This window comes from Glycomyces mayteni, assembly GCF_042428885.1.
Classification (GTDB): Bacteria; Actinomycetota; Actinomycetes; order Mycobacteriales; family Micromonosporaceae; genus Glycomyces; species Glycomyces mayteni.
This window is the reverse complement of sequence record NZ_JBHMBP010000005.1, coordinates 448582-474607: the sequence shown is the minus strand read 5'-3', so window position 1 is coordinate 474607 and position 26026 is coordinate 448582. Positions and strand designations below refer to the sequence as shown.

Annotated in this window: 21 protein-coding genes and 1 pseudogene; 17 read left to right on the top strand and 5 right to left on the bottom strand. The window is 74.0% G+C overall.

What is annotated here, in order from left to right; genetic code table 11:
- Window positions 1-4: 4 nt before the first annotated feature.
- The 9 genes from ACFFXY_RS23805 to ACFFXY_RS23765 all read left to right on the top strand — a co-directional run bounded on the left by ACFFXY_RS23805 (window position 5) and on the right by ACFFXY_RS23765 (window position 11843).
- Window positions 5-838 (top strand): carbohydrate ABC transporter permease, encoded by an 834-nt coding sequence (locus ACFFXY_RS23805; protein WP_382356728.1) that lies wholly within the window; start codon window positions 5-7, stop codon window positions 836-838.
- A 25-nt stretch (window positions 839-863) separates the two neighbouring features.
- Window positions 864-1889: a LacI family DNA-binding transcriptional regulator gene (locus tag ACFFXY_RS23800; protein ID WP_382356505.1), complete on the top strand. Its 1026-nt coding sequence runs from the start codon at window positions 864-866 to the stop codon at window positions 1887-1889.
- Between the two features lie 121 nt (window positions 1890-2010).
- A complete protein-coding gene (locus ACFFXY_RS23795; RefSeq protein ID WP_382356503.1) occupies window positions 2011-4368 on the top strand; it encodes an AfsR/SARP family transcriptional regulator in 2358 nt (785 codons plus the stop codon).
- A complete protein-coding gene (locus ACFFXY_RS23790) occupies window positions 4365-6470 on the top strand; it encodes a tetratricopeptide repeat protein (protein ID WP_382356501.1) in 2106 nt (701 codons plus the stop codon). The genes ACFFXY_RS23795 and ACFFXY_RS23790 overlap by 4 nt, the downstream gene beginning before the upstream one ends.
- Before the next feature lie 16 nt (window positions 6471-6486).
- Window positions 6487-7761, top strand: a complete 1275-nt coding sequence (locus ACFFXY_RS23785) for a vWA domain-containing protein (RefSeq protein ID WP_382356499.1) — start codon at window positions 6487-6489, stop codon at window positions 7759-7761.
- Complete coding sequence (locus ACFFXY_RS23780) at window positions 7758-8414, top strand: FHA domain-containing protein (RefSeq protein ID WP_382356497.1); 657 nt, start codon at window positions 7758-7760, stop codon at window positions 8412-8414. The genes ACFFXY_RS23785 and ACFFXY_RS23780 overlap by 4 nt, the downstream gene beginning before the upstream one ends.
- Window positions 8411-9766 (top strand): GlnX family signal transduction membrane protein, encoded by a 1356-nt coding sequence (locus ACFFXY_RS23775; RefSeq protein ID WP_382356495.1) that lies wholly within the window; start codon window positions 8411-8413, stop codon window positions 9764-9766. The genes ACFFXY_RS23780 and ACFFXY_RS23775 overlap by 4 nt, the downstream gene beginning before the upstream one ends.
- Complete coding sequence (locus ACFFXY_RS23770) at window positions 9763-10575, top strand: substrate-binding periplasmic protein (RefSeq protein WP_382356493.1); 813 nt, start codon at window positions 9763-9765, stop codon at window positions 10573-10575. The genes ACFFXY_RS23775 and ACFFXY_RS23770 overlap by 4 nt, the downstream gene beginning before the upstream one ends.
- Window positions 10572-11843, top strand: a complete 1272-nt coding sequence (locus ACFFXY_RS23765) for an MFS transporter (protein ID WP_382356491.1) — start codon at window positions 10572-10574, stop codon at window positions 11841-11843. The genes ACFFXY_RS23770 and ACFFXY_RS23765 overlap by 4 nt, the downstream gene beginning before the upstream one ends.
- Here ACFFXY_RS23765 and ACFFXY_RS23760 read toward each other — a convergent pair.
- The 3 genes from ACFFXY_RS23760 to ACFFXY_RS23750 are packed head-to-tail and all read right to left on the bottom strand — an operon-like array spanning window position 11840 to window position 14372.
- The gene (locus ACFFXY_RS23760; RefSeq protein ID WP_382356489.1) at window positions 11840-12631 is read right to left on the bottom strand and encodes an ABC transporter permease; all 792 of its coding nucleotides are present in this window, start codon (window positions 12629-12631) and stop codon (window positions 11840-11842) included. The two genes, ACFFXY_RS23765 and ACFFXY_RS23760, sit on opposite strands and share 4 nt — an antisense overlap.
- Window positions 12628-13407, bottom strand: a complete 780-nt coding sequence (locus tag ACFFXY_RS23755) for an ABC transporter permease (RefSeq protein ID WP_382356487.1) — start codon at window positions 13405-13407, stop codon at window positions 12628-12630. Before ACFFXY_RS23755 ends, ACFFXY_RS23760 begins: the two co-directional genes overlap by 4 nt.
- Window positions 13404-14372, bottom strand: a complete 969-nt coding sequence (locus tag ACFFXY_RS23750) for an ABC transporter ATP-binding protein (RefSeq protein ID WP_382356485.1) — start codon at window positions 14370-14372, stop codon at window positions 13404-13406. The genes ACFFXY_RS23755 and ACFFXY_RS23750 overlap by 4 nt, the downstream gene beginning before the upstream one ends.
- A gap of 78 nt (window positions 14373-14450) precedes the next feature.
- Here ACFFXY_RS23750 and ACFFXY_RS23745 point away from each other — a divergent pair.
- Window positions 14451-17066 (top strand): annotated as a pseudogene (locus tag ACFFXY_RS23745) (helix-turn-helix transcriptional regulator); the annotation flags it as partial.
- 33 nt (window positions 17067-17099) lie between these two features.
- On the opposite strand, the gene ACFFXY_RS23740 reads toward ACFFXY_RS23745, so the two are convergent.
- Window positions 17100-17972: a serine hydrolase domain-containing protein gene (locus ACFFXY_RS23740; RefSeq protein ID WP_382356726.1), complete on the bottom strand. Its 873-nt coding sequence runs from the start codon at window positions 17970-17972 to the stop codon at window positions 17100-17102.
- A 249-nt stretch (window positions 17973-18221) separates the two neighbouring features.
- Complete coding sequence (locus tag ACFFXY_RS23735; protein ID WP_382356483.1) at window positions 18222-18842, bottom strand: TetR/AcrR family transcriptional regulator; 621 nt, start codon at window positions 18840-18842, stop codon at window positions 18222-18224.
- An 85-nt stretch (window positions 18843-18927) separates the two neighbouring features.
- Between ACFFXY_RS23735 and ACFFXY_RS23730 the strand changes: the two genes are divergently transcribed.
- The 7 genes from ACFFXY_RS23730 (at window position 18928) to ACFFXY_RS23700 (ending at window position 26013) form a co-directional block, all read left to right on the top strand.
- Window positions 18928-20373 (top strand): serine hydrolase domain-containing protein, encoded by a 1446-nt coding sequence (locus ACFFXY_RS23730; protein WP_382356481.1) that lies wholly within the window; start codon window positions 18928-18930, stop codon window positions 20371-20373.
- A 256-nt stretch (window positions 20374-20629) separates the two neighbouring features.
- The gene (gene urtA, locus ACFFXY_RS23725; protein ID WP_382356479.1) at window positions 20630-21901 is read left to right on the top strand and encodes an urea ABC transporter substrate-binding protein; all 1272 of its coding nucleotides are present in this window, start codon (window positions 20630-20632) and stop codon (window positions 21899-21901) included.
- 28 nt (window positions 21902-21929) lie between these two features.
- Window positions 21930-22814 carry an urea ABC transporter permease subunit UrtB gene (gene urtB / locus ACFFXY_RS23720; RefSeq protein ID WP_382356477.1) on the top strand — a complete coding sequence of 295 codons (885 nt, stop codon included), beginning with the start codon at window positions 21930-21932 and terminating at the stop codon, window positions 22812-22814.
- The gene (gene urtC, locus ACFFXY_RS23715; protein WP_382356475.1) at window positions 22811-23881 is read left to right on the top strand and encodes an urea ABC transporter permease subunit UrtC; all 1071 of its coding nucleotides are present in this window, start codon (window positions 22811-22813) and stop codon (window positions 23879-23881) included. Before urtB ends, urtC begins: the two co-directional genes overlap by 4 nt.
- Window positions 23878-24633, top strand: a complete 756-nt coding sequence (gene urtD / locus ACFFXY_RS23710) for an urea ABC transporter ATP-binding protein UrtD (protein ID WP_382356473.1) — start codon at window positions 23878-23880, stop codon at window positions 24631-24633. Before urtC ends, urtD begins: the two co-directional genes overlap by 4 nt.
- Window positions 24617-25309: an urea ABC transporter ATP-binding subunit UrtE gene (urtE, locus tag ACFFXY_RS23705; RefSeq protein ID WP_382356471.1), complete on the top strand. Its 693-nt coding sequence runs from the start codon at window positions 24617-24619 to the stop codon at window positions 25307-25309. The genes urtD and urtE overlap by 17 nt, the downstream gene beginning before the upstream one ends.
- Complete coding sequence (locus tag ACFFXY_RS23700; RefSeq protein ID WP_382356469.1) at window positions 25306-26013, top strand: GntR family transcriptional regulator; 708 nt, start codon at window positions 25306-25308, stop codon at window positions 26011-26013. The genes urtE and ACFFXY_RS23700 overlap by 4 nt, the downstream gene beginning before the upstream one ends.
- Window positions 26014-26026: the final 13 nt, after the last annotated feature.

Genomic DNA, 26026 nt, shown 5'->3' with positions numbered 1-26026 from the left:
CGCCATGCCCGCCCGCCGCGCTCCGAAGCGCCGCCTCGGCCAGCCGACCGCCGCGATCCTCGTCGCCGCGGCCGTCCTCGGCGTCCCGTTCTGGCTCGTCGTCGCCACCGCCGGGAAGTCCCAGGGCGAGGCCCTGGACCCGAACCTGTCCGCGCCCACGCAGTGGCACCTGTGGGAAAACTTCGCGACCGTCTTCACCGACGGGCGGATGCTCTCGGCGTTCTTCGGGAGCCTCCTGGTGATGGTCCCGGCCGTCGTCGGCGTCCTCGTCCTCGGCTCGATGGCCGCCTGGATCCTCGGCCGCCGCGGCGGGCGCCTCTCGGCCGCGATCTACGCGCTCGGCATCTCCGGGATCGTCCTGCCGCCCGCGGTCGTCACGATCGTGCTCCTGCTGCGCCAGCTCGGCCTCGCCGGGACCGCGCTCGGCATGATCGGCGTCTACATGGGCATGTACCTGTCCACGGTGATCTTCTTCGTCACCGGCTTCGTGCGCACCATCCCGCACGAGCTCGAAGAGGCCGCCCGCGTCGACGGCGCCGGGCCGGTGCGCGTGTTCACCCGCATCATCCTGCCGCTCCTGCGGCCCGTCCTCGCCACCGCGACGATCCTGATCTGCCTGTACATCTGGAACGACGTGTTCTACGCGCTCTTCGTGATCGGCGGCCGCATCGACACGCTCCCGCTCAACCTCTACCAGGTCGCCAGCGCCGGTCTCTATCTCCAGAACTGGCACCTGATCTTCGCCTATATCATCCTCATGAGCCTGCCGCTGCTCGTCACGTTCATGGTCGCGCAGCGCAGGATCATCTCCGGCATCACCAGCGGAGCGGTGAAATGAAGCAGGGCACGAGCGGGGCGGTGAAATGAACAGGGCCGGGAACCCGACGATCTCGGACGTGGCCGCCCGCGCGGGCGTGTCCGTCCCGACCGTGTCCCGCGTCCTCACGGGCGCGGCGCGGGTCAGCCCGGCCAAACGCGAACTCGTCGAGGCCGCCATCGCGGACCTCGGCTACCGGCCCAGCGCCGCCGCGCGGGCCCTCGTCTCCCGCAAGCCCCAGACCATCGCGATCATCGCCGGGAACACCTCCCGCTACGGCTACGCGGAGACGATCCGCGGCATCGAGATCGCCGCCCGCGCCGAGGGCTACACGGTGATGATCACGGTCGTGGAGTCCGCCGACGAGGACGAAGTGGACCGCGCCATCGAGGCGACCTTGACCCAGCCGCTCGCGGGGGTCGCGGTCCTCAAGTTCGACCCCGCCGGCGTCGCGGCCCTGGGCAAGATCCCCGGCCACCTCCCGGTCGTCGCCCTCTCGGGCGTCCGCGAACCCGACACGGCCCAAGCGGTCCTCGACGAGGCCGCCGCCGCCGAGGAGCTCACCGACTACCTCCTGGGCCTGGGCCACCGGACGGTCCACCACGTGCGGGTCCCGCCCTCGCGCAAAGTGGACGGCCGCACCACCGGCTGGCGCCGCGCCCTGCGCCGCGCGGGCGCGGACATCCCGCCGGTGCTCGACGCGACCTGGGACCCCAAGAGCGGCATCGCGATCGGCCGCGCCCTCGCCGCCGACCCCGCCGTCACCGCCGTCTTCTGCGGCAACGACGAGATCGCCATGGGCGTCATGCGCGGCATCACCGAAGCGGGCCTGCGCATCCCCGGCGACATCTCCGTCGCCGGCTTCGACGACAACCCCCTCGCCGAACTCTGGACCCCGCCCCTCACCACCGCCCGCCAGGACTTCGCCACCCTCGGCCGCCGCGGCTTCCAACTCCTCCTCGACGCCGTCAACGACACCGCCGACCGCCGCTACTCCACCGAACGCCCCCAACTCGTCATCAGAGACAGCACCGCTCCGCCCAGCCCCGAGCGGGGCCCCGCGGGCGCGTGACATGCGGGCGTCCACCCGTCCCGGTGAGCTTCCGATTCGGGGCGGCCGCGATGCGAGGACCTCTAGTACGCTTGCCGGATACGGAAACTCGCTTACCCCTATCCGATTCCGGAGCACGTCCATGCGATTCGCCATCCTCGGACCGCTGCAATTCGACGCGCCCGCGGGCGCGCCCCCGCTCAGCCCCCTGCACGAGCGGCTCCTGGGCCTCCTGCTGGTCGCCGAGGAGCGGCCCGTCCCCGCCGAAGTGGTCCGGCGGGAGCTGTGGGGCGGGACCTTACCTCCCCGCGCCGACGCACTCATTGAATCCCTTGTAGAGGATCTGCGCCGACTCCTCCCCGGCGACCGCGCCCTCACCCGCTCCGGCACCAGCCACCGGCTCGCGGTCCCCCCGAGCGAGACCGACATCGGCACCGCGCGCCGCGACGTCCAGGACGCCCTCGCGCACCTCCGCTTCGGCGAGGACGCGCACGCCGTCGCACACCTCGACCGGGCGCTGGCCCTCTGGCGCGGCCGCCCCCTCGCAGGCCAGACCGGCCCCTACACCGAGGCCGCCGCCGCGCGGCTCCTCGAATTCAAAGCCGAGACCGCCGAAGCCCGCTTCGGCGCGATGCTCCGCCTCGGCCGCCACGACGCCCTCATCGGCGAAGCCCGCGAGACGATCCGCGACCACCCCCGCGACCAGGACGCCGTCCGCCGCCTCATGGCCGCGCTCGCCGCCGCCGGACGCGACAGCGACGCCAAGCAGGCCTACGAGGAACTCGAAGCGCGCCTCGCCGGACCGCCCGCCCCCGAACTGCGGGACCTCCTGCACCGCATCGAATCCGGCACGCCCGCGCACCCGGAGCCCGGTCCGCGGACGCCCGGCCCGCACCAGCTCCACGACCCCGTCCCGGACTTCACCGGCCGCACCGCCGCCCTCCGCAGGCTCGACCGCAGCCGCGTCCGCCGCGCCTCCGCCGTCGTCGTCTCGGGCCCCGCGGGCATCGGCAAGACCGCCCTCGGCCTCGCCTGGGCCCACCGCAAACGCGAGGACTTCCCCGACGGGCAGCTCTTCGCCGACCTGCGCGGCACCGCCCGGCCCGCCGCGCCCCTCGACGTCCTCCACGGCTTCATGCGCGACCTCGGCTTCCCCGCCGCCGCGATCCCCGCCGACCCCGACCAGGTCGCCGCCGACTTCCGCGCCTACGCCGCCGGGCGGCGGCTCCTGCTCTTCCTCGACGACGCCCGCGACGCCGATCAGGTCCTGCCCCTCCTGCCCGGCACCGGCGGCACCTTCACGATCGTCACCGCCCGCGACCCCATGGACCCCCTCGCCGCCCGCAGCGACATCGACACGCTCGCCCTCGACGGCATGGACGACGCCGAAGCCGAAGCGCTCCTCCTGCGGCGCACCGGCACCGCCCCGTCCCCGGCCGCTACCGCGTCCCTCGCGCCCCTCGTCGCGCGCTGCGGCGGCCTGCCCCTGGCCCTGAGCATCGCCGCCGACCTCCTCGCCGACCCCGCGCCCACCGGCCGCCACCGCGCCGCCCGCCCCGGCCGCACCGACCTCCAGGCCGTCCTCGACGAGTCCTTCCAGCGCCTTGGCGAACCCCAGCGGCGCCTGTACCTCGCGCTCGCGCCCCTCCCCGGGCCCGGCGTCCCCGCGGACCTCGCCCTCGCGCTGGCCCGCCGCAGCGGCGACGACCCGCAGCGGCTCCTGGACGACCTGGTCGACTCGCGCTGGCTGCTCCACGGGGACGGCCGGTACACGTCCCACGCGCTCGTCGCCGACTACGCGGCCGCCCGCGCCGCCCGCGAACTCACCGCCGCCGAACGCGACCTGGTCCGCGACCGCGTCATCGCCCATTACCACCGCCGCGGCGCCGACGTCCCGGCCGACGACTACGACTTCCTCACCGCCGCATACGAAGCCTGGTGGGACCACCCGAACGCCTCCCGCCTCGCCAGCGTCCTGTGCGCCTACGCCCAGCGCGGCCACCGCCCCGCCGAACTCGCCCGGCTCGGCGAGCGGGCCGCCGCGGCCGCCGCCGACCTCGGGCCCGTCGAACGCGCCCGCCACTGCAACCTCGTGGTCGTCGCCGCCTACGCCGACGGCGACCCGGCGACCGCCGTCGACTACGGCCGCCGCACCCTCGCCCTGCTGGAGCGCACCCCGAACGCCGACCGGATCGGCACCGCCCGCGCCAACCTCGGGGGAGCACTGGCCCGGCTCGGCCGCCACCGCGAGGCCCTCCCCGTCCTCGAAGCGGCCGTCGCCGCCGCCAGAGCGGGCGGCGCCTGGGACGGCGTCGTCACCGCGTCCCTGTCCCTCGCCAACGCGCACAAGGGCCTCGGCGACACCGCGGCCGCCGAGGCCGTCCTGCTCGCCGCCCGCGACGTCGACCGGGACCGGTCCCGGGGCCTGCGCGCCACACTGATCACCACCCACCTCGACGACCTGCGCCCCCGAACCGCGCGCGAGGAAGCGGCCCCATGACCGAGCACTGCGAGCGCCCCGACTGCCGTGGCGGCGGCACCGGAGTCTACGACGACGACGGCTACTGCAACCGATGCAACTACCACCGCGACGACCCCGTGACCCCCGTCCCGGCCGAGCCCGACCACCCGTTCCCGCCGGTCGAGGGCTCCAAAGGGTTCGAGACCGTGTTCATCGACCCCGTCTTGCCCGACAGCCAGCGCCGCTGCCGCAACCACCACCGGGTCGGCTTCACCAGCGACGGCCGCTCCGCTCCGCTCGTCGGCACCTGCGAGGAGTGCGAGGAGCCGTACGACTTCACCAACCACCTCAATGCGGGCGACGTCGTCGCCGCGCAGTACGAGGTGAAGGGCTGCATCGCGCACGGGGGCTTCGGCGGCATCTACGTCGCGCACGACCGCCACCTCGACAAGGAGGTCGTCCTCAAGGGACTGCTCAACCAGACCGACCCCGAGGCGCAGGCGATCGTCGAGGCCGAGCGCCGCTATCTCGTCACCGTCAAGCACCCCAACATCATCGACATCCACAACTCCGTCAAGCACCGCTTCCCCGACGGCGCCGAGTACGACTACCTCGTCATGGACTACGTGCGCGGCCTCTCGCTCGCCGACCGGTACCACCCGGCCCGGCTGGGGCGGCGCGCCGTCGCCCCGATCGCCGCCTCCGGATTCGGCCTCCAGATCCTCGACGCCTTCGCGTACCTCCACGGCTACCAGCTCGTCTACTGCGACCTCAAGCCCGGCAACGTCATCCAGTCCGACGGGCAGCTGACCATCATCGACCTCGGCGCGATGCGCCGCCTCGGCCTCGTGGGCGGACCTGTGTACGGCTCCCCGGGATTCCAGGCCCCGGAGGTCTTCACCGGCCACATGCCCGACGTCGTCTCGGACCTGTATACCTTCGGCCGCACCCTGGCCGTGCTCGCCCTCGGCTTCCCCGCCGCCGAACTCGTCGACGGCGAGGTCCGGGAGACCCCGCTGCCCGACCAGCCGCCGCTGTTCAACGACTCGCTGTACCTGCTCCTCCAGCGCGCCTGCGACCACGACCGGGACGTGCGGTTCACGACCGCCGAGGAGCTGGCCGACCAGCTCGGCGGCGTCCTCCGCCAGCTCCAGGCCGACGCCTCCATGGACCCGGTCCCGGTGCCGTCCAACCGCTTCGGCGTCGAACGCGGCGCGTTCGCGGCGGGCCTCGCGAGCCGCACCGACACCGTCTTCGAGGCCGCCCTCGGCGCCGAGGCCCGCACCGTCCTGCCGGTGCCGCTCGCCGACCGCGCCGACCCCGCGTACACCGCGCTCGCGGCCATCGCGATGCAGCCCGCCGACCGGGCGATCGAGCTCGCCGAGTCGCTCCCCGAGAGCAAGGAGTCCCGGCTCGCCCTGCTGCGCATGGCGATCGAGTCCGACGCCCCCGAAGCCGACCGCCTCTTGGAGGACGCCGCGGACCGGTTCGGCGGCGACTGGCGGATCGACTGGTACCGCGGGGTCCGCGAACTCGGCCGCGACCCCGAGGCCGCCGCCGCGCACTTCGGCCGCGTCCGCTCCCACCTGCCCGGCGAGCTCGCGCCGATGCTGGCCCTCGCCGTCTGCGCCGAACTCGCCGCGGGCCCCGCCCCGACCGCCGCGGTGTCGAACCTGTACGACCAGGTGCGCCGCACCGACCCGACCTACACCAGCGCCGCGTTCGGCGTCGCCCGCTGCTCGGGCGACCGGGCCGTGCGCATCGCCGCGCTCGAAGGCGTCCCCGCCGCCTCCAGCCAATACCGGGCCGCGCAGCAGGCGCTGCTCGTGGAGCGGGTGCGGCGCGACCCCGACAAGGACGCCGTCCTCGCCGCGGGCGCCAACCTCGACCGCCTCGACGGACTCGACTCGTTCCAGGCCGACCTCGCCCGCGCCGAGCTGTGGCGCGCGGCCCTCGCGGTCATCGGCCCCGGCGCCGAGGAGCCGCGCCGGCGCATCGACGGCGTGCCCCTGACGCGCGACGCCATGGCGTCGGAGTACGAGCGGGTGCTGCGGCGCATCGCCAAGGGCTGCAAGTCGCCCCTGACGCGGTGGGCGCTCGTGACCGAGGCCAACCGCAACCGCCCCCGCACCTGGCTGTGACCCCGCAGGAGGACCGATGGACCCCGAATTCACCCTCAGCGTCGGCTGCAACCCCTGGATCGAATCCGGCCGCACCGACCTCACCGCCGCGCTCACGGTCACGTGCGGCACCGGCGCGGACCCCGCGGCCGAGGTCGCCGAGGTGATCGTCATCGACCGGTCCGAGTCGATGAGCGGCGCGAAGCTGGACCAGGCCAAGCGCGCCGCGAAGTCGGCGCTGGAGGTCGTGCGCGACGGCGCGCTGTTCGCCGTCGTCGCGGGCGGCTACGAGGCCGTGCCGCAGTACCCGCGCGACGGCACGCTCACCCGCGCGACCCGCTCGACCCGCCGCGCGGCCGCGAAGGCGATCGACGCCATGAAGTGCGGCAGCTCCACCCGGACCGGCGTCTGGCTCCGCCACGCCGCCGACCTCCTCGCCTCCCGCCCCGACGCGATCGGGCACGTCCTGCTCCTCACCGACGGGCTTGTCACCCAGAAGCCCGAGGACTTCCGCCGCGACCTCGAATACTGCCGCGGTCGGTTCGGCTGCGACTCGGTCGGCATCGGCCTCAACTGGAGCCCCGCGCAGCTCGCCGAGATCGCGGAGGCGTTCCAGGGCCGCTTCAAGTTCTGCGAGCGGCTCGACGAGCTGCCCGCGTACTTCGCGGACATCTCCGAGCGCGCCATGTCCAAGGCCGCCGACGGCGTCGAGCTGCGGGTCTTCGCCTCCGAGGAGACCGAGCTCGTCTCCATGGACCAGATGGGGCCGGTCGTGGACCTCGTCCCCGGCCACCGGCCGCTCGACGGCCGCGGCTGGGCGTTCCCCCTGGCGGCGTGGGGCGCCGAGGAGCGCGAGTACGTGCTGGGGCTGCGCTTCCCGGCGACCGACGCGGGCATGCGCGAGAACGTCCGCGTCGAGGTCCGCCGCGGCGGCGAGCGCCTCGCCGGGGACCGGATCGAGGTCGGCTGGACCGAGGACCACTCGCTGTTCCTCGCGTTCGACCCGAAGGTCGCCGCCCTCACCGGGCAGCTCGAACTCAGCGAGGACATCGGCCGCATCCTCGCCGCCGTCCGCGCCCGCGACTTCGACACCGCCACAAGGGAGGTCGCGCGCGCCTACGAGAAGGCCGAGGACGGCGGCTTCGCGGGCATGAAGGACACGCTCGCGCGGATCGCCGAGATCGACCCGGTCACCCGGAGCGTCACCATCAAGCGCGACCTCGACCGGGCCGACGAGCTGTACACCGGGTCGCAGCGGTTCGACACCGAGAAGAGCTCGGCGGTCATGGGCCGCAAGGAGGACCCGACGTGACCTACCTCTGCCCCAGCGGCCACCGCTCCACCGACCCCGACGCGTGCAGCGAGTGCGACATGCCCATGTCGGACTCGGTGGGCCTGCCGCGCCTGCCGACCGCGCCCGCCGCCCCGCCCGTCCGCTGCCCCTCCTGCGGGAAGGCCCAGCCGGGCGGCAACGCGTACTGCCCGCACTGCGGCGCGAAGCAGTCGACCGGGCCCGAGCCGCTCGCCCCGCCCGTCGCCGTCGCCGACTTCGAGGCGGTCGTCACCGCCGACCGCGCCTACTACGACGAGACGCGGGCGACCGGCGGCGACGAGCGGCCCCCGTTCCCCGACTACGCGCCCGAGCGGGCCGTGCGCCTCGACGGGGCCGCCGCCGAGATCGGCCGCGTCCACGACCTCCGCGACCCGCCCCGGCCGCCGCCGCCCGTGAACCTCGCCGAGCGGCCCGCCGCCGACCTCGGCGTCTCCCGCCTCCACGCGGTCCTCCAGCGCGACGGCGACGACTGGACCGTCACCGACCTCGACTCCAAGAACGGCACCTACGTCGCTGGAACCAGGCTCGAACCCGGCGCGCCCCGCGCGATCGGCCCCGACGAGACCGTCAACCTCGGGTTCTGGACCGCGATCCGCCTGCGCCGCAAGCCCACCGATGGGAGCCGCCCGTGACCGCCGCACCTGACACGGCCGCCCTCGGCCGCCTCGGACTCGCCCGCGGCGCCGCCGGGGCCCGCTCCCTGTGGGTCCGCGCCGCCGTCGCGGTCGCCGCCCTCGCCGCCATGTTCATCCTCCTCGGCACCGCCGCGTTCGCCGCCCGCGGCGCCCTCGACGTCATCGGCCACGAGTCCGGCCGCCAGGTCGTCGCCACCGCGGACCTCTACCTCGCCCTCAGCGACGCCGACACGCAGGTCGCCACCGTGCTCCTCCTCGGCCGCGACGCCCCCGTCGAGACCGGGGCCGCCCTCCGCGAGTACGCGGCCCTGCGCGGCGACATCGCCGAATACCTCCTCGAAGCCAACCGCCTCGCCGGGGCCGCGCAGACCCAGCGCGACACCGTCGAGTCGATCATGGGCTACTACGGGGAGTACGAGCAGCTCGCGGCCGAGGCCCTCCTCCTCGCCGACCTCGCCGACTATCCCGCGGGCCAGGTTCCCGAGGACGTCCTCGCCGCCTACCGCGACGCCGCCGACCTCATGCAGGGCTGGATCCTCCCGCAGGCCTACAACCTCACCCTGGAGAACGGCACCATCGTCCGCGAGTCCCACGACGACGCCCAGGACGCCATCGGCTTCGGCCTCGCCGCCGTCGCCGCCACCGGGGCCGCCGCCCTCCTGGCCCTCGGCTGGCTGCAACTCCACCTCGCCCGCGCCTTCCGCCGCCTCCTCAACCCCTCGCTCCTGGTCGCCACCGCCGTCACCGCCCTCTACCTGTTCACCGGCCTCGTCGTCCTCGACGCCGAACGCGACGCCCTCGACGAGGCCAAGACCGACGGCTTCGACACGACCATGGCCCTCAAACGCGCCGAGGCGATCTCGAACAGCCTCCACGCCGACCAGGTCCGCACCCTCCTCGACCCCGCCCGCGCCAGCGTCTACGAGCAGACGTTCCTCGACAAGGCCCAGCAGCTGCTCTACGTCACCGGGGCGGGGAACCTCGACGACTACCGCAACGGCCTCGGCAGCGCTACCGACCAGGGCCTCATCGCCGCCGGGACCGGCGGCGCCGCCGACGGGGACGCCGTCATCGCGTCCTACACCGCGCTCATCGACGCCGACGCCGACATGCGCGCCGACACCGGCGCCGGCGCCGCCGAGCGGCTCCGCGGGGTCACCGGCGCGCTCGCCGCGTACGAAGGGGACCTCGCCCACCTCGTCGGGAACCGCCTCGACACCTTCGACGACGCCGTGGGCGAGGGCGAGGACGCCATCGCCGACTTCGCGTTCCTCCTGCCCGCGGCCATGGTCTCGCTGTTCGTCCTCACCTTCAGCGGCCTCGCCCCACGACTCAGGGAGTTCCGATGAGACGCACCGCCAGTGTCCTGTGCGCCGCCGCCCTCCTCGCGACCGGCGCCTGCGCGACCGACGGCACCGAATCCATCGTGGACAAGGACGTCGTGCGCATCGGCGTCCCCGACGACTACGAGCTCCTCAGCGCCCCCGGCGAGGACGGCGACCTCGCCGGGTTCGAGATCGACGTCGCCGAGCGCCTCGCCGCCGAACTCGGGGCCGAGCCCCAATGGGTCCCCGTCGCCAACCGCGACCGCGAACAGGCCCTCCAGGACGGCCGGGTCGACATGGTCGTCGCCGCGTACTCCATCACCGCCGAACGCAAGCAGCTCATCGACTTCGCCGGACCCTACGTCCTGGAGTCCTTCAACGTCATGGTCCGCGCCGGCGACGACTCGATCACCACCCTCCAGGACCTCGAAGGCAAGACCGTCTGCGACTCCACCGGCTCCAACGTCATCGCCCGCATCAGGGACGAGCACGGCGTCCAGGTCGACACCTACGAAGTGGACTCCTACCCCGAGTGCCTCGACGTCCTCGCCCGCAGCGAGGCCGACGCCCTCGCCACCGACGAGTTCATCCTCGCCGGACTCAAGCACTCCCGCCCCGACCTCGACCTGGAGATCCTCGACATCCGCTTCTCCAACGAGCGCATCGGCATCGGCCTGCGCCCCGGCGACACCGCCGGATGCGAGGCCCTCAACCGCGCCATCGCCGAGATGTACACCGACGGCTCCATGGCCCTGATCCTCCAGGAGTGGTTCGCCGCCGAAGGACTCGACGTCGCCGACCCGCCCATCCCGCAGTTCGAAGGATGCGAATGAGCACCGCCACCGCCCCGCGCACCCGCACCCCGCGGCAGGTCATCGCCGCCTGCGCCGTCGGCACCTCCCTCGCCTGGTACGACTTCTTCCTCTACGGCACCGCCGCCGTCCTCGTCTTCCAGCCGCTGTTCTTCCCCGGCGGCGCCCCCGCCACCGGCACGCTCCTCGCGTTCGCCACCTACGGCGTCGGCTTCATCGCCCGCCCCATCGGCAGCATCGTCTTCGGCTACCTCGGCGACCGGTACGGCCGCCGCCAGGTCCTCTCGGTGACCCTCCTGGTCATGGGCATGTCCACCTTCCTCATCGGCATCCTGCCCACCCACGCCTCCATCGGCACCACCGCCGCGGTCCTCCTCGTCCTCCTCCGCTTCGCCCAGGGCCTCAGCCTCGGCGGCGAATGGGGCGGCGCGGTCCTGCTGTCCATCGAGCACACCGACCGACCCCGGTGGGGTCTCGCCGCCGCATGGGTCCAGTTCGGCGTCCCCGCGGGCAACATCGCCGCCGTCGGCGTCCTCGCCCTCTGCAACGCCGTCCTCGACGAGGCCGCCTTCGCCACCTGGGGCTGGCGGCTCCCGTTCCTCATCTCCGCGGCCCTCGCCCTCGTCGGACTGTGGATCCGCGGCAACGTGGACGAGTCGCCCATGTTCGCCGGGCTGCCCGCCCGCGGCGCCAACCCGCTCCGGGAGGTCTGGGTCGGGCACCGGCGCGCGCTGGCCGCCTCGTTCTGCGCGCGCGTCGGCGTCGACGTCGCGTTCTACATCTTCACGCTGTACCTGCTGACGCACCTCGAAGACCGGGTGGGCCTGCCCTCGGGCGTCGGCCTCACCGCCGTCGTCATCGGCTCGACCGTGCAGCTGGCGCTCGTGCCCTGGTTCGGCCGCCTCTCGGACCGCTACGGCCGCAGGGGGATCGCCGCCGCGGGCGCGGTCGCCTCGATGGCCTGGGCCTGGGCGTTCTTCCCGCTCCTGGACACCGGCTCGACGTGGCTGGTCGTCACCGCCGTGGTCGTGGCCCTCGCCGCCCACGCCGCGATGTACGGCCCGCAGGCCGCGTTCATCGCCGAGCTGTTCCCCACGAGCGTCCGCTACTCCGGCACCTCCCTGGGCTACCAGCTCGCCGGGGTCGCGGGCGGCGCGTTCGCCCCGATCGTCGCGCTCCTCCTCTTCGACGCCTCCGGCACGACCGCGGCGATCTCCCTCTACGCCACCCTCGCCCTCGCCGTCACCCTCTACGGTCTCGCCACCGCCCCGCCGCCCGCCGAGGGCTAGTCGCCGAAGTCGATCGAGCCGGTTCGCCTCGCGTCGGTCTGGAACCACCACAGGGACGCGGCCGCGAGGGCGAGCCAGAGTGCGGAGGTGCCGGCGGCGAGGGCCGCCTCTGCCAGGACCGCTGCGGCGGGGGCGTCGGCTATGGCGAGGCGGACCGCCTCCAGTGCGTGGGAGGCGGGGAAGGCCGCGGCGAGCCATTGGACGCCGGCGGGCCAGAAGGACGTCGGGACCATGACGCCGCAGACGGCGGTCATCGTCAGGAGCGTGATGTTCGAGAAGACGTTGCGGAGCCGGTGGAAGCGCAGCGAGAGGCTCCCGCAGCACAGGCCGACCGCGTAGTTCGTCAGGGCCGTCAGCAGGATCAGGGCCACGGCCGCGAGCGAGTCGCCGAGGCCCAGGCGCAGACCGGAGAACGGGGCCAGCGCGAGGAGCGCGATCGAGGACGAGAGCGTGCCGGACGCGATCCAGAACCAGCTTCGGGCGGCGAGGACGACGACCATGCCCGCCGGGGCCGCCGCCAGGAGCGACAGCGTGCCGCTGCCGCGCTCCCAGGTCGTCGACGCCGAGGCCATCATGGTCTCGTTGACGGCGATGAAGACCGCCGCGCCGACCAGGAGGAAGCGGGTGCGCTCGGGGTCGCCCAGCAGCGCGCCGAGCGTCGAGTAGAAGACCACCTGGCACAGGACCCGCATCATCCAGCCGAACGCCCACGTCGTGGGCGTGTAGACGATCCGCAGGTCGGTCCAGCCCGACCACATCGTCTGCCGCAGCACCGCGATCGCGTTCACGCGAACCCCACCGTCCCGTTGCGCCGGACGCGCCGCACGAGGCGGTGCGAGAGCCAGGACCCGGCGGCGAACGTCGCGGCCGCCAGGCCGAGCACCGCGGCCAGGCGCGGCCAGAACGCGGCCACCGGCTCCGGCGCGAGGCTGTCGCGGAGCAGGTCCGTGGCCCACGACAGGAAGAACACGCGCGAGAGCGCCTCGACCCCGGACGGCAATAGCGCCACCGGGAGCATCGCGCCGCCGAGGAGGTACAGCGGGAACGTCAGCGAGTTCTGGAAGCTCCGCACGTTCCGCCCGACGACGAACACCGCGGCCATGAGCACCCCGGTCGCCGCGATCCCCGCCGCCGTCGCGGCCAGCGTCAGCGCGAACACCAGCGGGTGGGCCACGTGCACGACCACGCCGAACCCGACCGCCCCGACCAGCCAGCACTCGGCGATCCCGGCCAGGCTGACCACCGTGATCGCCGCGATCCGCCCCAGGAGGACCGTCGCCAGCGGCGCGGGGGTCGTCAGGACCGCCTCCAGCACCCCGGCGGTGCGGTCGCGGAAGATCGTCTCGCCCGCCTCCATGACCGCCATGCCGATCGAGGCCATCACGGCGGGCGCGAGGATCGCGTACGGCGCCAGGTCCGCCCGGCCGCCGTGCTCGGTGACCGACAGGAGGATCACCGCGAAGAACGGCGCAGTGACGAGCATGAGGAGCGTCCCGGGGTCGCGCCGGAACTCGCCGAGCTGGAACCGGGCCGCGGCCCAGAACGCGGGGGAGGAGCCCCTCACGGCCGCACCGCCATCCCGCGGTCCCCGATGAGGTGCAGGTACACCTCTTCGAGGCTCGGCGGCGCGGTCGACACGTCGGTCACGCCCGCCTCAACGAGCGTGCGCAGCACCGGCAGCGCCGCCCCGCCGCGGTCGGTCTCGACCAGGACCGCGCCCGGCCCGGTCGCCCGGACCCGCTCCACCCCCGGCAGCGCCGCGAGCCGCGCCGCCAGCGCCTCGGGGACGCCCGAGGCGCGGACCCGCTCGTGCCGCGACAGGAGCTCCCCGAGGACCCGCGGGTCCTCGCACCGCAGCAGCCGCCCGCCGTCGATGAACGACACCCGGTCGCACAGCGCCTCGGCCTCGGCCATGTCGTGCGTCGTCAGCAGCACCGCGCGGCCCTCGGCCCGCAGGTCCTCCACCAGATCCCGGAACTCGTGCGCCGACACCGGGTCCATGCCCACCGTCGGCTCGTCCAGCAGCAGCACCCGCGGGTCCCCGACGAGCCCCCGCGCCAGGTGCAGGCGCTGCTTCATGCCCCGCGAGAACGTCTCGACCGCCTCGTCGGCGCGCGGACCCAGGCCCACCCGCTCCAGCAGCTCCGCGGCGCGCCGCCGCCCCTCGCGGCGGCCGTGCCCGTACAGCGCCGCCCAGAACCGCAGGTTCTGCGCCGCCGTCATCCGCGCATACAGGCCCCGCTCGCCGCCGAACACGATGCCCAGGAGCGGGCGCACCCGCTTGGCGTCGGCGACGACGTCCAGGCCCCGCACCCGCGCCGTCCCCGCCGTCGGCAGCAGCACCGTCGAGAGGATCTTGCACAGCGTCGTCTTGCCCGCCCCGTTCGGGCCCAGCAGCCCGTGGACCTCCCCGGGCGCGACGGCCAGGTCGAAGTCGTCCAGGGCCCGCCGCGGCGGGCCGCCCTTCACGGCGAAGTCGCGGACCAGGCCCCGCACCTCGACCGCCGGTTCATTCCCATTGAAACCCATGGCGACAGCCTCGCCCGTGCGCCCGAGCGCCGCAATACGTGTTTCCACGTACGCGCCCGCCCCGCTAGCCTTGGCCCCATGTCCCCGCTCATCGCCCGCGACGCCGAGCTCGCGCGCATCGCCGCGGCTTGGGACTCGGTCGCCGCAGGGGACGGACCCGCCGCCGTCACCCTCGTCGGCGAAGCGGGCATCGGCAAGACCCGGCTCCTGCGCGAGGCGGCCGCCGCCCTCGCCCCGCCGCTCCTGCTCGTCGGCACCGCCCGCGCCGACGCCGCCGCGCCCCACGACTGGTTCGCCGCCGCCACCGCCGAGACCGTGCCTCCCGGCGGCACCGACCCCCGCCTGTGGCGGGCCCTGCGCCAGGAGCCCGCCGAGGCGCCCGCGCCGCTCCCCGACGGCGCGCTCCTGCGCGGCGCCGTCCGCACCCTCCGCCGCCTCGTCGGCGACGGCCCCGCGCTCCTTGCCGCCGACGACCTCCACTGGCTCGATCCCGAGAGCCTCGCCCTGTGGGCCGAACTCGCCGCCGCCTGGGACCTCCCCGTGCTCCTCCTCGCCGCCACGCGACCGCCCGCGGAGTCACGCCACCCCGCGGCCGCCGCGCGCACGCTCGCGCGCCTCGCCGCCGCCCGCACCGCCGACACGATCGCCCTGCGGCCCCTCACCGTCGCCGAGACCGGCGCGCTCCTGGGCCGCGATGTCCCGCACGCCCGCGCCGTCCACCGCCGCACCGGCGGGAACCCGTTCTGGGTCAAGGAACTCGCCGCCGCCGGAGCCCCCGCCGCACCGCTGCCGGGACGCCTCGCGTCCCTCGTGCGCGCCCGCCTCGCCGGAGCCGACGAGGACGCCTGGCGGCTCGCCCGCGGCCTCGCCCTCCTCGGCGAGCGCACCCCCGTCGACGTCGCCGCGGCCGTCCTCGGCCCCCTCGACCGGGCCCTCCCGCAGCTCACCGCCGCGGGCGTCCTCCACCACGACGGCCCCGACCTGCGCTTCCCCCACGCGCTCATGCGGGAGGCGTTCGCCGCCACCGCGCTCCCCGCCGAAGCCGCCGCCGTCCACACCGCGGCCCTCGCCGCCGCGCTGGCCCGCGGCGACGACCCCGCGACCGCCGTCCACGCCCGCGCCCTCGGCGACGCCTACCTGGTGGTCGCCGCCGCCGACCGCACCGCCGCCCGCCGGCTCGCCGACTGGCACACCGAGTCCGCGCAGCGCACCGCCGAGAGCGCCCTCGAACTCGCCCCCGGCCACGAGGGCCTGCGCGCCACCGCCGCCCGGGCGGCGCTCCTCGCGGGGGACTACGCCGCCGCCCGCGTCCATTTCGGGCACCTCGCCGCCGCCGCCGGCGACGACGCCGTGCGGTGCATCGCGCTCCTCCACCTCGCCGAAGTGGACTGGCACCAGGGGCGGGTCCAGGACCAGTGGCGCAACCTCGAAGCGGCCGAAGCGCTCGCGGCCCCCGGCAGCGTCGAGGCCGCCCGCTGCGCCACCGGCCGCGCCATGGCGTACGTGCGCGCCGAGCAGTACGAGCCGATCCCCGCGCTGTGCGACGCGGCCGAACCGCTCCTGGCCGCGCACGGCCTCGACGTGCAGCGCCGCTCGGCCGCCATCAGCCGCGCCACCGCCCTGTACTACCTGGGCGACACCGACGCGGCGGTGCGCCTCCTGACCGGCGTGTGGCGCGACGCCGAGGCCGCGGGCGACCTGCGCAAACTCAGCCGCGCCGTGAACAACCTCCTGGCCGTCCACCTCGCGGACCTCCCCGAGACCCAGGCGTGGCGGCTGTTCGACCGCGCCGTGGCCGCCGTCGGCGACCTCGGCATGGCCTCGTGGGGCGGGAAGATCACGCGCGTCGGCGCCGACGCCGCGATGCGCTTCGGCGACCTCGGCCGCGCCTGGGACCTCCTCAGCGCCCGCGCCCGCGAGGAGTCCGACCCGCACGAGCGCGCCGCGCTCGCCGCGAAGGCCGGGCTCCTCGCCGTCGAACGCGGCGACCTCGAAGCGGCCGAACGCCTCTGCCGCGAGGGCCTCGACCTCGTCGCGGGCATGGACCAGGGCTGGGTCGTCACGTACCCGCACTGGCTCGCGGTCGCCGTCGCCGCGCACCGCGGCCGCCGCCCCGAGGTCGAGGCCGCCCTGCGCGCCTACCGCGACGCCGTCCCGCCCGACCTGCACCGCCGCCGCGAAGGCCGCGTCATCGAGGCCGCGCGCCTCGCGCTCCCGACGATCGGATTCACCGCCGCGCAGCGGTTCCTGACCGACTGCCTCGGCGCGGTCCCCGCCCCGGCCGCGGACCCGGCCGCGGCCCTGTTCTGGATGAGCGCCCGCGCCGCCGCGGGCGACCGGGACGGGGTCCTCGCCCTCGCCGACGCCGCGACCGCGCACCGCCTGCCCGCGTGGTCCGGGATCGCCCACCGCCTCGCCGCCGCTGCCGCCGGCGACCGCGACACCGCGCTCTTCCACGCGCGCAAGGCCGTCGCGCTCCTGGAGCGCTGGCCCGGCGCGGCGCGCGACGCCGCCGAGGCCCTCCTGCGGTCCCTGGCGGACGCGCCCGTCCTCACCGCCCGCGAGTCCGAGGTCCTCGCCGCGGCCGCGCGCGGCGACTCGAACCGCCGGATCGCCGCGGCCCTGGGCATCTCGCAGCGCACCGTCGAGGTCCACATGTCGCGCCTGCTCGCCAAGACCGGGACCGCCAGCCGCACCGAGCTGGTCGCCCGGCACCTCAAGGGCGCGTTACGCGTCGGCGCACAGGGCAATGCGCAGCAGGTCGTCCACGGCCGCGTCGAAGGCGTCGCCGTCGTGGTAGCCGTGGCGGTCGGCGGCGTTCCAGGCCAGGGAGATCTGGCGGTCGCCGTCGAGGGAGTGGAACGACTGGGTCTCGTGGCCGAGGCTGTCGCCGTCGTGGCCGAAGAACATCTCGGGGCCGCCGTCGCATTCGATTGTGATGCCGAAGAGGCCCAGCCCGTAGTCGAAGCTCCTGCCGGTCTCCTGGAAGTCGGTGGCCTCGGCGAGCTGGGCCGGGGTGAGGAGGGTGCCGTCCACCAGGGCGTCGTAGAAGTCGTTGAGGTCGTGCATGGTGGAGACGACCGCGCCCGCGGCCCACAGCTGGCTCGCGGAGAGCTTGGAGGTGTCCACATAGGGGCGGGCCGCGTCGCCGGTGCTCAGGTACGGGACGGGGTGCGGGCCGCGGACGCCCGAGGAGTCCGGGTCGGCGAAGTAGGTGTCGGCGAGCCCGGCGGGCTCGAAGACCCGCGCCTCCATCTCCTCGCCGAGGGGGTTCCCGGTGACCTCCTCGATGAGCATCCCGAGGGCCGTGTACCCGGTGTTGGAGTAGGCGAAGCCGGTCGGCCGCGGGCCCTGGGCGCCGATCGCCACGAGCTCCTCGGGGCTGTAGTAGGTGCGGTGGTTCGCGTAGAAGTCGGTCATGTCGCCGCTCTCGAACACCGACGCGTACAGGTGCGGCAGGTAGTCGGGCACGCGGCCCTGGTGCCGCATCAGCTCCCTGACGGTGGGCTGGTCGTCGTAGGGGAGCAGGCCCGGCAGGTACGCGTCGAGCGGCTCGTCCAGGTCGGCTTGAAACTCCGCGGCCCCACACCTTCTGCCCACACCTCGTCGCCGTCCCGCACCTCCACGACCGCGGACTGGTCGCCCGCGTCCGTGAACGCATCCAGCGCCGCCTCCAGCGCCTCGGTGTCGAGCCCCGGCTCGGGAGTGTGGACGGCGGGCGCGGCGGCGAGGCCGATCGCCAGGACTGCGGCGGAGAAGATCGTTGTCATGCCCTGAACGCTATGGCCCCGAACGCCTCCGATCGATCCCGCGCACTGCCCGCTCCGTGGTGCCCCCTGCACCACCGGCTCAGTCGTAGTGGCGGCAGCGGCCGGGGAGGAGGTCCGCCAGGCGGGCGGCGAGGATCGCTCCGGCCGCGGTCGCGCGGGCGGGTTCCCGGTAGACGTGGTCGGCGAGGCCGTCGACGAGGGCGGTGAGCTCGGTGGCGGCCAGGTCGGGGTCGGTGGCGGGGTCGGTCTCGCCGCATTCCCTGCCGTTGGCGATGCCCCGGGCGACGCGGGCGCGGAGGTCCGCGGCGGTGGCGACGGCGACTTCGGCGGCGGTCGGGTCGTCCATGGCGCGGGCCTGGAAGGCGCGGGAGACGCGGTGCTCGCCGCGGCGGGCGGCGTCGAGGGGGAGCAGCTCGGCGAGGCAGTCGAGCATGATGGCGCGGATGGAGCGGCCCGCGGCCTCGCCGTCGGCGGTGCGGGCGGCGACGCGGGCGAGGAGGTCGGCGGTGAGGCGCTCGTAGGCGAAGAGGAGGAGGCCGTCCTTGGACGCGAAGTAGTGCTGCACCAGGCCGACCGAGAACCCGGCCTCGCGGGCGACGGCCGACATCGTGGCCGCGTCGAGGCCGTCGTGGGCGATGAGTCGGTGCACCGCCGCGGCCATCTGGGCGCGGCGGAGATCGTGGTCTGCGGTCCTCGGCACCCGATAATCATACCGATGTATGGTTATCCCGTAGCCATACCGACGTATGGTTATCGCCAGGACCCCCGACACCCAGGGAACGCCCATGCACCTCCCAGCCGCCGTCGCCGCGCTCGCGGCCTTCACCCCGCTGCTCCCACTGCCGCAGGCCGCCGCCGAGGAGCGGCTCTCCTCCGACGTCGCCGAGTACCTTGAGGAGCGGTTCGCCGAGACCGGCGTCCCCGGCGCCGCCTACTCCATCGTCGACCTCGACGGGGAGTCCCACACCGCCGCCTGGGGCGCCGACGGCTCCGGCGACCCGGTCGACCTCGGGACCCCGTTCCTGTGGGGATCGGTCGCCAAGCCCGTCACCGCGACCGCCGTCATGACCCTCGTCGAGGACGGCCGCATCGACCTCGACGAACCCGTGACCGCCTACCTCCCGGACTTCGCGCTCGCCGACGAGGACCGCTCCGACCGCATCACCGTGCGCGACCTCCTCCGGCAGACCACCGGCATCCCCGAGGGCACCGGGCTCACCGACCGGTTCGAGCACCACGACGACCCCTACGGCGACGCCGTCGCCGACCTCGCGGACGTCGACCCGGTCGCCGACCCCGGCACCGCCTTCGAGTACGCCAGCGCCAACTACGTGATCGCCGGGGCCGTCGTGGAGGCCGCCGCCGGGATGCCCTACGAGCAGTACCTGCACGAAGCGGTCCTCGACCCGCTCGGCATGACCGGCGCGGTCGCCACCGCCGAGGACGCCGCCGACGTCCCGCGCGGCCACGCCGTCGCCTTCGGGCAGGCGTACCCGGTGAAGACCCGCTACGACCAGACCGGCCCCTCCTACGGCTACCTCGGCGGGAACATCCAGGACCTCACCGCGTTCGCCGTCGACCAGCTCGGCGAGTCCGCGATCCTCACTCCCGAGTCGGTGGCCGAGACCCGCACGGGCGCGGTCGAAGTGAACGACACCGTCGACTACGGCCTGGGCTGGCGCGTCGACACCCGCAACGCCGACCTCGGCACGAGCACCGTGTGGCACACCGGCGGCGCCCCCGGCTTCTCCGCGGGCGTGATCCTCCTGCCCGAACTGGACCGCGCCGTCGTCGTGGTCCAGAACCGGTACGGCCACTTCGAGGACGCCGCGCTCATCGGGACCATGCTCGGCGCCGCCCGGATGCTCGCCGGAGGCGAGCCCGCCGAGCCCGAGGCCGACCTGCTGTACCCCTCGCTCCTCGTCGGCCTCTGCGTCCTGCTCCTCGCGGCCGCCGCCACGGTCTTCCTCACGTTCCTGCGCCTGGGCAAGGCCCGCAAGGCGAACCGCCCGATGCTCATCACCGGCATGGCCTGCTGGGTCCTCGCCGCGCTCGCCACCGCGTACGTGTCCTTCGCGCTCGTGCCGGGCCTGGCGCCGAGCCGGGCCGCGTTCTTCGGGATCGCGCCCGACGTGGCGTGGCTGCTCACCGCCCTCGGCGCCGCCGCGCTCGTCGCGGCCGCCGTCCGCGTCTGGGCCGGAGCGGTCCGGCTGCGGCGCACGCCGGACTAGCGAACAACGAAGCGAAGGGCGCCGCCTCCAGGGGCGGCGCCCTTCGTTGTGCGCGCTTCTTTACACGCGGGCAACGAGAGTTCACGGGCCCGTGCCCGAAGCGAACGGCGGCGAAACATCGCGCCCATACCTTGTACCCAGAGCGGATACGACGCTGTATACGCACCCGTACACCGCCGCGACCAGCGGCGATGCCCCCTTGCAGACCCGGCACCCCTCCGTCCCGGGACGCTCCTCTGCGAAAGGTCCTCTGCACATGCCACACCGCTTCAAGCCCAAAGCCCGGCACCTCGCCCGCGCCCTCGCCGCCACCGCCGCCATCACCGGCCTCGTCGCCACCGCCGCGTGCGGCTCCCGCGCGGGCGAGGAGACCGCCGCCGCTGAGTCCTGCGTGGACACCTCCGGCGACACCGTCAAGGTCGGCGCCCTCAACTCCCTCTCCGGCACCATGGCCATCTCCGAGACCACCGTCCGCGACGCCATCACCCTCGCCGTCGACGAGGTCAACGCCGCAGGAGGCGTGCAGGGCAAGCAGATCGAGATCGTCGCCGAGGACGGCGCGTCCGAGCCGACCGTGTTCGCCGAGAAGGCCGAGAAGCTCATCCGCGAGGACTGCGTCGCCGCCGTCTTCGGCGGCTGGACCTCCGCCTCCCGCAAGGCCATGCTCCCGGTCTTCGAGGACAACGACTCGCTCCTGTACTACCCCGTCCAGTACGAGGGCCTCGAAGCCTCCGAGAACATCTTCTACACCGGCGCCACCACGAACCAGCAGATCATTCCCGCCCTCGACTACCTCGCCGAGACCGGCGTCAAGTCGATCTACCTCGTCGGCTCCGACTACGTCTTCCCCCGCACCGCCAACGCCATCATCAACGCCTACGCCGAGGCCCACGGCATCGAAGTGCTCGGCGAGGACTACGTGACCCTCGGGTCCACCGAGTTCTCCACGATCATCAACCAGGTCAAGGCCGCCGACGCCGACGCCGTGTTCAACACCCTCAACGGCGACTCGAACGTCGCGTTCTTCCGCGAGTACGCCAACGTCGGCCTCACCGCCGCCGACATGCCCGTCATGAGCGTCTCCATCGCCGAAGAAGAGGTCGGCGGCATCGGCGTCGAGAACATCGAAGGCCAGCTCGCCGCCTGGAACTACTACCAGACCGTCGACTCGCCCGCCAACACCGCGTTCGTCGAGGCCTTCAAGACCGCGTACGGCGCCGACCGCGTCACCTCCGACCCCATGGAGGCCGCCTACAACTCCGTGCACCTGTGGGCCGCCACCGTCGAGAAGGCCGGGTCCTTCGCCGTGGAGGACGTCCAGGCCGCCGCCGACGGCGTCTCCTTCGACTCCCCCGAAGGGACCGTCGTCATCGACGGCGACAACCACCACGTCACCAAGACCGCCCGCATCGGCCGCATCGACGCCGACGGCCTCCTCTACACCGTGTGGGAGTCCGAGGGCCCCATCGAGCCCGACCCGTTCCTCGACGGCTACGACTGGGCCGCCGACCTCGCGGTGACCGAGTAGCACCCCCGGCGATCAGGAAGGAGACACCGTGGACCTCCTCGTAGGACAGCTCTTCACCGGCCTGAGCACCGGCTCGATCCTGCTCCTCGCAGCGCTCGGCCTCTCGCTCACCTTCGGCCAGATGGGCGTCGTCAACATGGCGCACGGCGAGTTCATCATGGCCGGCTGCTACACCGCCTACGTCGTGCAGCAGATCGTCGGGGACGCCGGCGCCTCCCTCCTGATCGCCCTCCCCGTCGGCTTCCTCGTCGGCGGCGCCATGGGCCTGGTCCTGGAGGCGCTGCTCCTGCGGCGCCTCTACCACCGGCCGCTCGACACGCTCCTGGTCACCTTCGGCGTCGGCCTCATCCTCCAGCAGGCCGCCCGCGACGTCTTCGGGGCGCCCGCGGTGAACGTGACCGTCCCCGAGGCCCTGCGCGGCGGCGTCGACCTCCTCGGCGTCACCGTCCCCAAGACCCGCCTGTTCATCATGGCGCTGGCGGTCCTGTCGGTCACCGCCGTCGCCCTGGTCCTGCGGTTCACGCCCGCCGGGCGGCGCATCCGCGCCGTCGTGGGCAACCGGGACCTCGCCGAGACCGCGGGGATCTCCTCGCGGACCGTGGACGCCGCGACGTTCTTCATCGGCTCGGGCCTCGCCGGGGTCGCGGGCGTCGCCCTGACGCTCATCGGGTCCACCAGCCCCACGACCGGGCAGTCCTACCTCGTGGACGCGTTCCTCGTGGTCGTCGCGGGCGGCCTGGGCCGCATCAAGGGCGCGGTGGTCGCCGCCGTCTCCCTCGGTGCGCTGCAAGCGGTCTTCGAGACGTACTCGACGGCCTCCCTCGCGAAGGTCGGCGTCTTCATCGTCATCGTCGTCTTCCTGCAACTGCGCCCGCAGGGCCTGTTCACACTGCGAACCAGGAGCCTCGCATGAGCGACTTCTTCAAGACCCGCGCGGGGACCTGGACCGGCTTCGCCGCCGCCGCGCTCGTCCTCTTCGGCCTCGCGCCCCTGCTCCTGTCGGGCTTCCGGCTCGGCCTGCTCGCCCAGTTCCTGTGCTACGCGATCGTCGCGGTCGGCATCGGCCTCGCCTGGGGTCGCGGCGGGATGCTCACCCTCGGGCAGGGCGTGTTCTTCGGCATGGGCGCCTACCTGATGGCCATGCACCTGAAGATGGCCGACGCCGAGTTCAGGAACGGCCCCGGCGCCGTCCCCGACTTCATGGAGCTCGCGGGCATCCGCGAACTCCCCGCCTACTGGGCCCCGTTCTCCTCCGCGGGGTTCACGATCGCGGCGATCCTCGTCCTGCCGACCGCGTTCGCGGTGCTCCTGGGCCTGGCGGTCTTCAAGCGCCGCGTCAAGGGCGCCTACTTCGCGATCCTCTCCCAGGCCCTCGCCGGGGCCTTCGCGATCCTCCTCATCGGGCAGCAGTCCCTCGGCGGGTTCAACGGCCTCAGCCGGTTCCGGTACTTCTTCGGGTACAACCTCGACGACCCGGTCAACCAGCAGATGCTCTACTTCGTCGCCGCCGGGGTCCTCCTCGTCGTCGTCGCCGTGAGCCTCCAGCTGCGCCGCTCCCGCTACGGCGAGCTGCTCGTGGCCGTGCGCGACGCCGAGGAGCGCGTGCGGTTCCTCGGCTACGACGCCGCGAACGTCAAGGTCGTCGCCTACGCCGTCGCCGCCCTGTTCGCGTCCGTCGCGGGCGCGGTGTTCGTGCCGATCGTGGGGATCATCTCCCCGGCGAGCATCGGGATCGTCCCCTCGATCATGTTCCTCCTCGGCGTCGCCATCGGCGGCCGCGCGAGCCTGGCCGGGCCCGTGGTCGGCGCGCTCGCCGTCGCCTGGGCCCAGACCGCCCTGTCCGAGCAGTTCCCGTCGGCGTGGACCTACGCCCAGGGGCTCCTGTTCGTCCTCGTCATCGCCCTGCTCCCCGGCGGGATCGCCTCGATCGCCGCCGTCACGAAACGGTTCCAGCGCAAACCAGTGGAGGCCGCCGCATGAGTGCCGCATTGAGCTGCAAGCACATCGAAGTCGCGTTCGACGGGTTCAAGGCCGTCGCGGGCGTGGACCTCGAACTCCACCGCGGGGAGGTGCACTTCCTCATCGGCCCCAACGGCGCGGGGAAGACCACCCTCGTGGACGCCATCACCGGCCTCGCGAAGTACACCGGCTCGGTCGTCAAGGACGGCGAGGAGCTGCGCGGCAGGAAGGTCCACCACATCGCCCGCAAGGGGATCGGCCGGACCTTCCAGACCGCCACGGTCTTCGAGAACCTCACGGTCGCGCAGAACCTCGACATCGCGGCCGGGGCCGGGCGCTCCCCGTGGACGCTCCTGCGCCGCCGCAGGCGCCTGCCGCAGCACGTGGTGGACACCATGGAGCGCATCGGCCTGGGGGACCGGGCCGACACGCCCGCGGGCATCCTCGCGCACGGCGAGAAGCAGTGGCTGGAGATCGGGATGCTCCTGGTCGGCGACGCCGACGTGCTCCTGCTCGACGAGCCGATCGCCGGGATGGGCCACGAGGAGCGCGAGACCACCGGGCGGCTCCTCCACGACATCGCCGCCGACCGGGCCGTCGCCGTGGTCGAGCACGACATGGACTTCATGCGCGCGTTCGCCTCCCGCGTCACCGTCCTCCACGCCGGGGCCGTGCTCGCCACCGGCACCGTCGACGAGGTCTCCGACGACCCCCGCGTCCAGGAGGTCTACCTCGGCACCGCGAAGGAGAGCGCCGATGCTGCGACTGCATGACCTCACCTGCGGGTACGGCCGCTCGGCCGTCGTCCACGGCGTGGACCTGGAGGTCGGCCCCGACGAGGTCGTCTCCGTCATGGGCCACAACGGGGCCGGGAAGACCACGCTCCTGCGCGCAGTCGTAGGCCTCCTGCCCGCCATGAAGGGCGCCGTCGAGCTCGACGGCGCCGACATCACCGGGAAGGCCGCGAACAAGCGCGTCAAAGCCGGAATGGCGTACGTCCCCCAGGGCCAGCAGTGCTTCGCGCACCTCACCGCGGGGGAGAACCTGCGCCTCGTCGCCGACGGGCGCAAGCGGGGCCGGGCCCTCATCGACGCGCAGCTCGACCTGTTCCCGGCGCTCCGCCCGCTCCTGGGCCGCCAGGCGGGCCTGCTCTCCGGCGGCCAGCGCCAGCAGCTCGCCATCGCCCGCGCGCTCATCACCGAGCCGCGCCTGCTCATCCTCGACGAGCCCACCGAGGGCATCCAGCCGAACGTGGTCGCCGAGATCGAGTCCACCATCGTGGACCTCGCGAAGCGCGGCGGCCTGTCCGTGCTCCTGGTGGAGCAGCACCTCGGGTTCGCGCTCCAGGCCGCGAGCCGGTACTACGTGCTCCGCTCGGGGCGCGTGGCCTCCTCGGGCCCCACCGGCGCCGAGGCCGAGACCCGCGTCCGGGAGGCGATGTCCATATGAGCTTCTCCCCGCTGCCGGACACCGAAGGCCCCCTTGCCGAACGCGTCTACATGGCCCTGCGCGCCGACCTCATGAACGGCCGGTACGAGCCGGGCAGGCGGCTCGGCGAGGAGCGCCTCGCCGGGAACTACGGCGTCTCGCGCACCCCGGTCCGCGAGGCGCTCAGCCGCCTCGCCGCCGACGGGCTCGTCTCCCGCGAAGTGGACGGCCTGTACCCGTACCGGCCGCGCATCGACCAGCTCAACGACCTGTACGAGGTGCGCCTGACCCTGGAGCTGCGTGGCCTCGCCCGCGCCGACGCCGACCCCGACGTCAAGCACGACCCGGACCTCCTGGGCCCCGAGCTCGACCGCTGGTACCGGCTGCGGGACGCCCCGCCCGGGCCCGACGCCGGGTTCGTGGAGTCCGACGAGCGCTACCACCTGACGCTCCTGGCGTCCTCGGGGAACCCGCAGCTCGCCGAGGCCCTGAAGGTCGTGAACAACCGCATCCGGCCCGCCCGCATGTTCGACTACTTCACCGCGGAGCGCATGGAGTCGACCATCGCCGAGCACATCGCCATCGCCGAAGGGGCCCTCGACGGCCGCTACGGCGAGGCGACCGCGATCCTCACCCGCCACATCGAGACGTCCCGGTCCATCGTGGTCGGCCGCGCCGAGGCCGCCCTGACCTGGGCCCACCTCGCGAACGCCGTCCGGCCCTAGCACCTTGAGAGCG

Bases quoted from the DNA above. Each gene is read 5' to 3' on its own strand.
- ACFFXY_RS23800 (WP_382356505.1), top strand. From the start codon at position 864: ATGAACAGGGCCGGGAACCCGACGATCTCGGACGTGGCCGCCCGCGCG.
- urtE (WP_382356471.1), top strand. From the start codon at position 24,617: ATGCTGCGACTGCATGACCTCACCTGCGGGTACGGCCGCTCGGCCGTC.
- ACFFXY_RS23765 (WP_382356491.1), top strand. From the start codon at position 10,572: ATGAGCACCGCCACCGCCCCGCGCACCCGCACCCCGCGGCAGGTCATC.
- urtC (WP_382356475.1), top strand. From the start codon at position 22,811: ATGAGCGACTTCTTCAAGACCCGCGCGGGGACCTGGACCGGCTTCGCC.
- ACFFXY_RS23805 (WP_382356728.1), top strand. From the start codon at position 5: ATGCCCGCCCGCCGCGCTCCGAAGCGCCGCCTCGGCCAGCCGACCGCC.
- ACFFXY_RS23795 (WP_382356503.1), top strand. From the start codon at position 2,011: ATGCGATTCGCCATCCTCGGACCGCTGCAATTCGACGCGCCCGCGGGC.
- ACFFXY_RS23750 (WP_382356485.1), bottom strand. From the start codon at position 14,372: ATGGGTTTCAATGGGAATGAACCGGCGGTCGAGGTGCGGGGCCTGGTC.
- ACFFXY_RS23730 (WP_382356481.1), top strand. From the start codon at position 18,928: ATGCACCTCCCAGCCGCCGTCGCCGCGCTCGCGGCCTTCACCCCGCTG.
- ACFFXY_RS23790 (WP_382356501.1), top strand. From the start codon at position 4,365: ATGACCGAGCACTGCGAGCGCCCCGACTGCCGTGGCGGCGGCACCGGA.
- ACFFXY_RS23700 (WP_382356469.1), top strand. From the start codon at position 25,306: ATGAGCTTCTCCCCGCTGCCGGACACCGAAGGCCCCCTTGCCGAACGC.
- ACFFXY_RS23770 (WP_382356493.1), top strand. From the start codon at position 9,763: ATGAGACGCACCGCCAGTGTCCTGTGCGCCGCCGCCCTCCTCGCGACC.
- urtD (WP_382356473.1), top strand. From the start codon at position 23,878: ATGAGTGCCGCATTGAGCTGCAAGCACATCGAAGTCGCGTTCGACGGG.
- urtA (WP_382356479.1), top strand. From the start codon at position 20,630: ATGCCACACCGCTTCAAGCCCAAAGCCCGGCACCTCGCCCGCGCCCTC.
- ACFFXY_RS23785 (WP_382356499.1), top strand. From the start codon at position 6,487: ATGGACCCCGAATTCACCCTCAGCGTCGGCTGCAACCCCTGGATCGAA.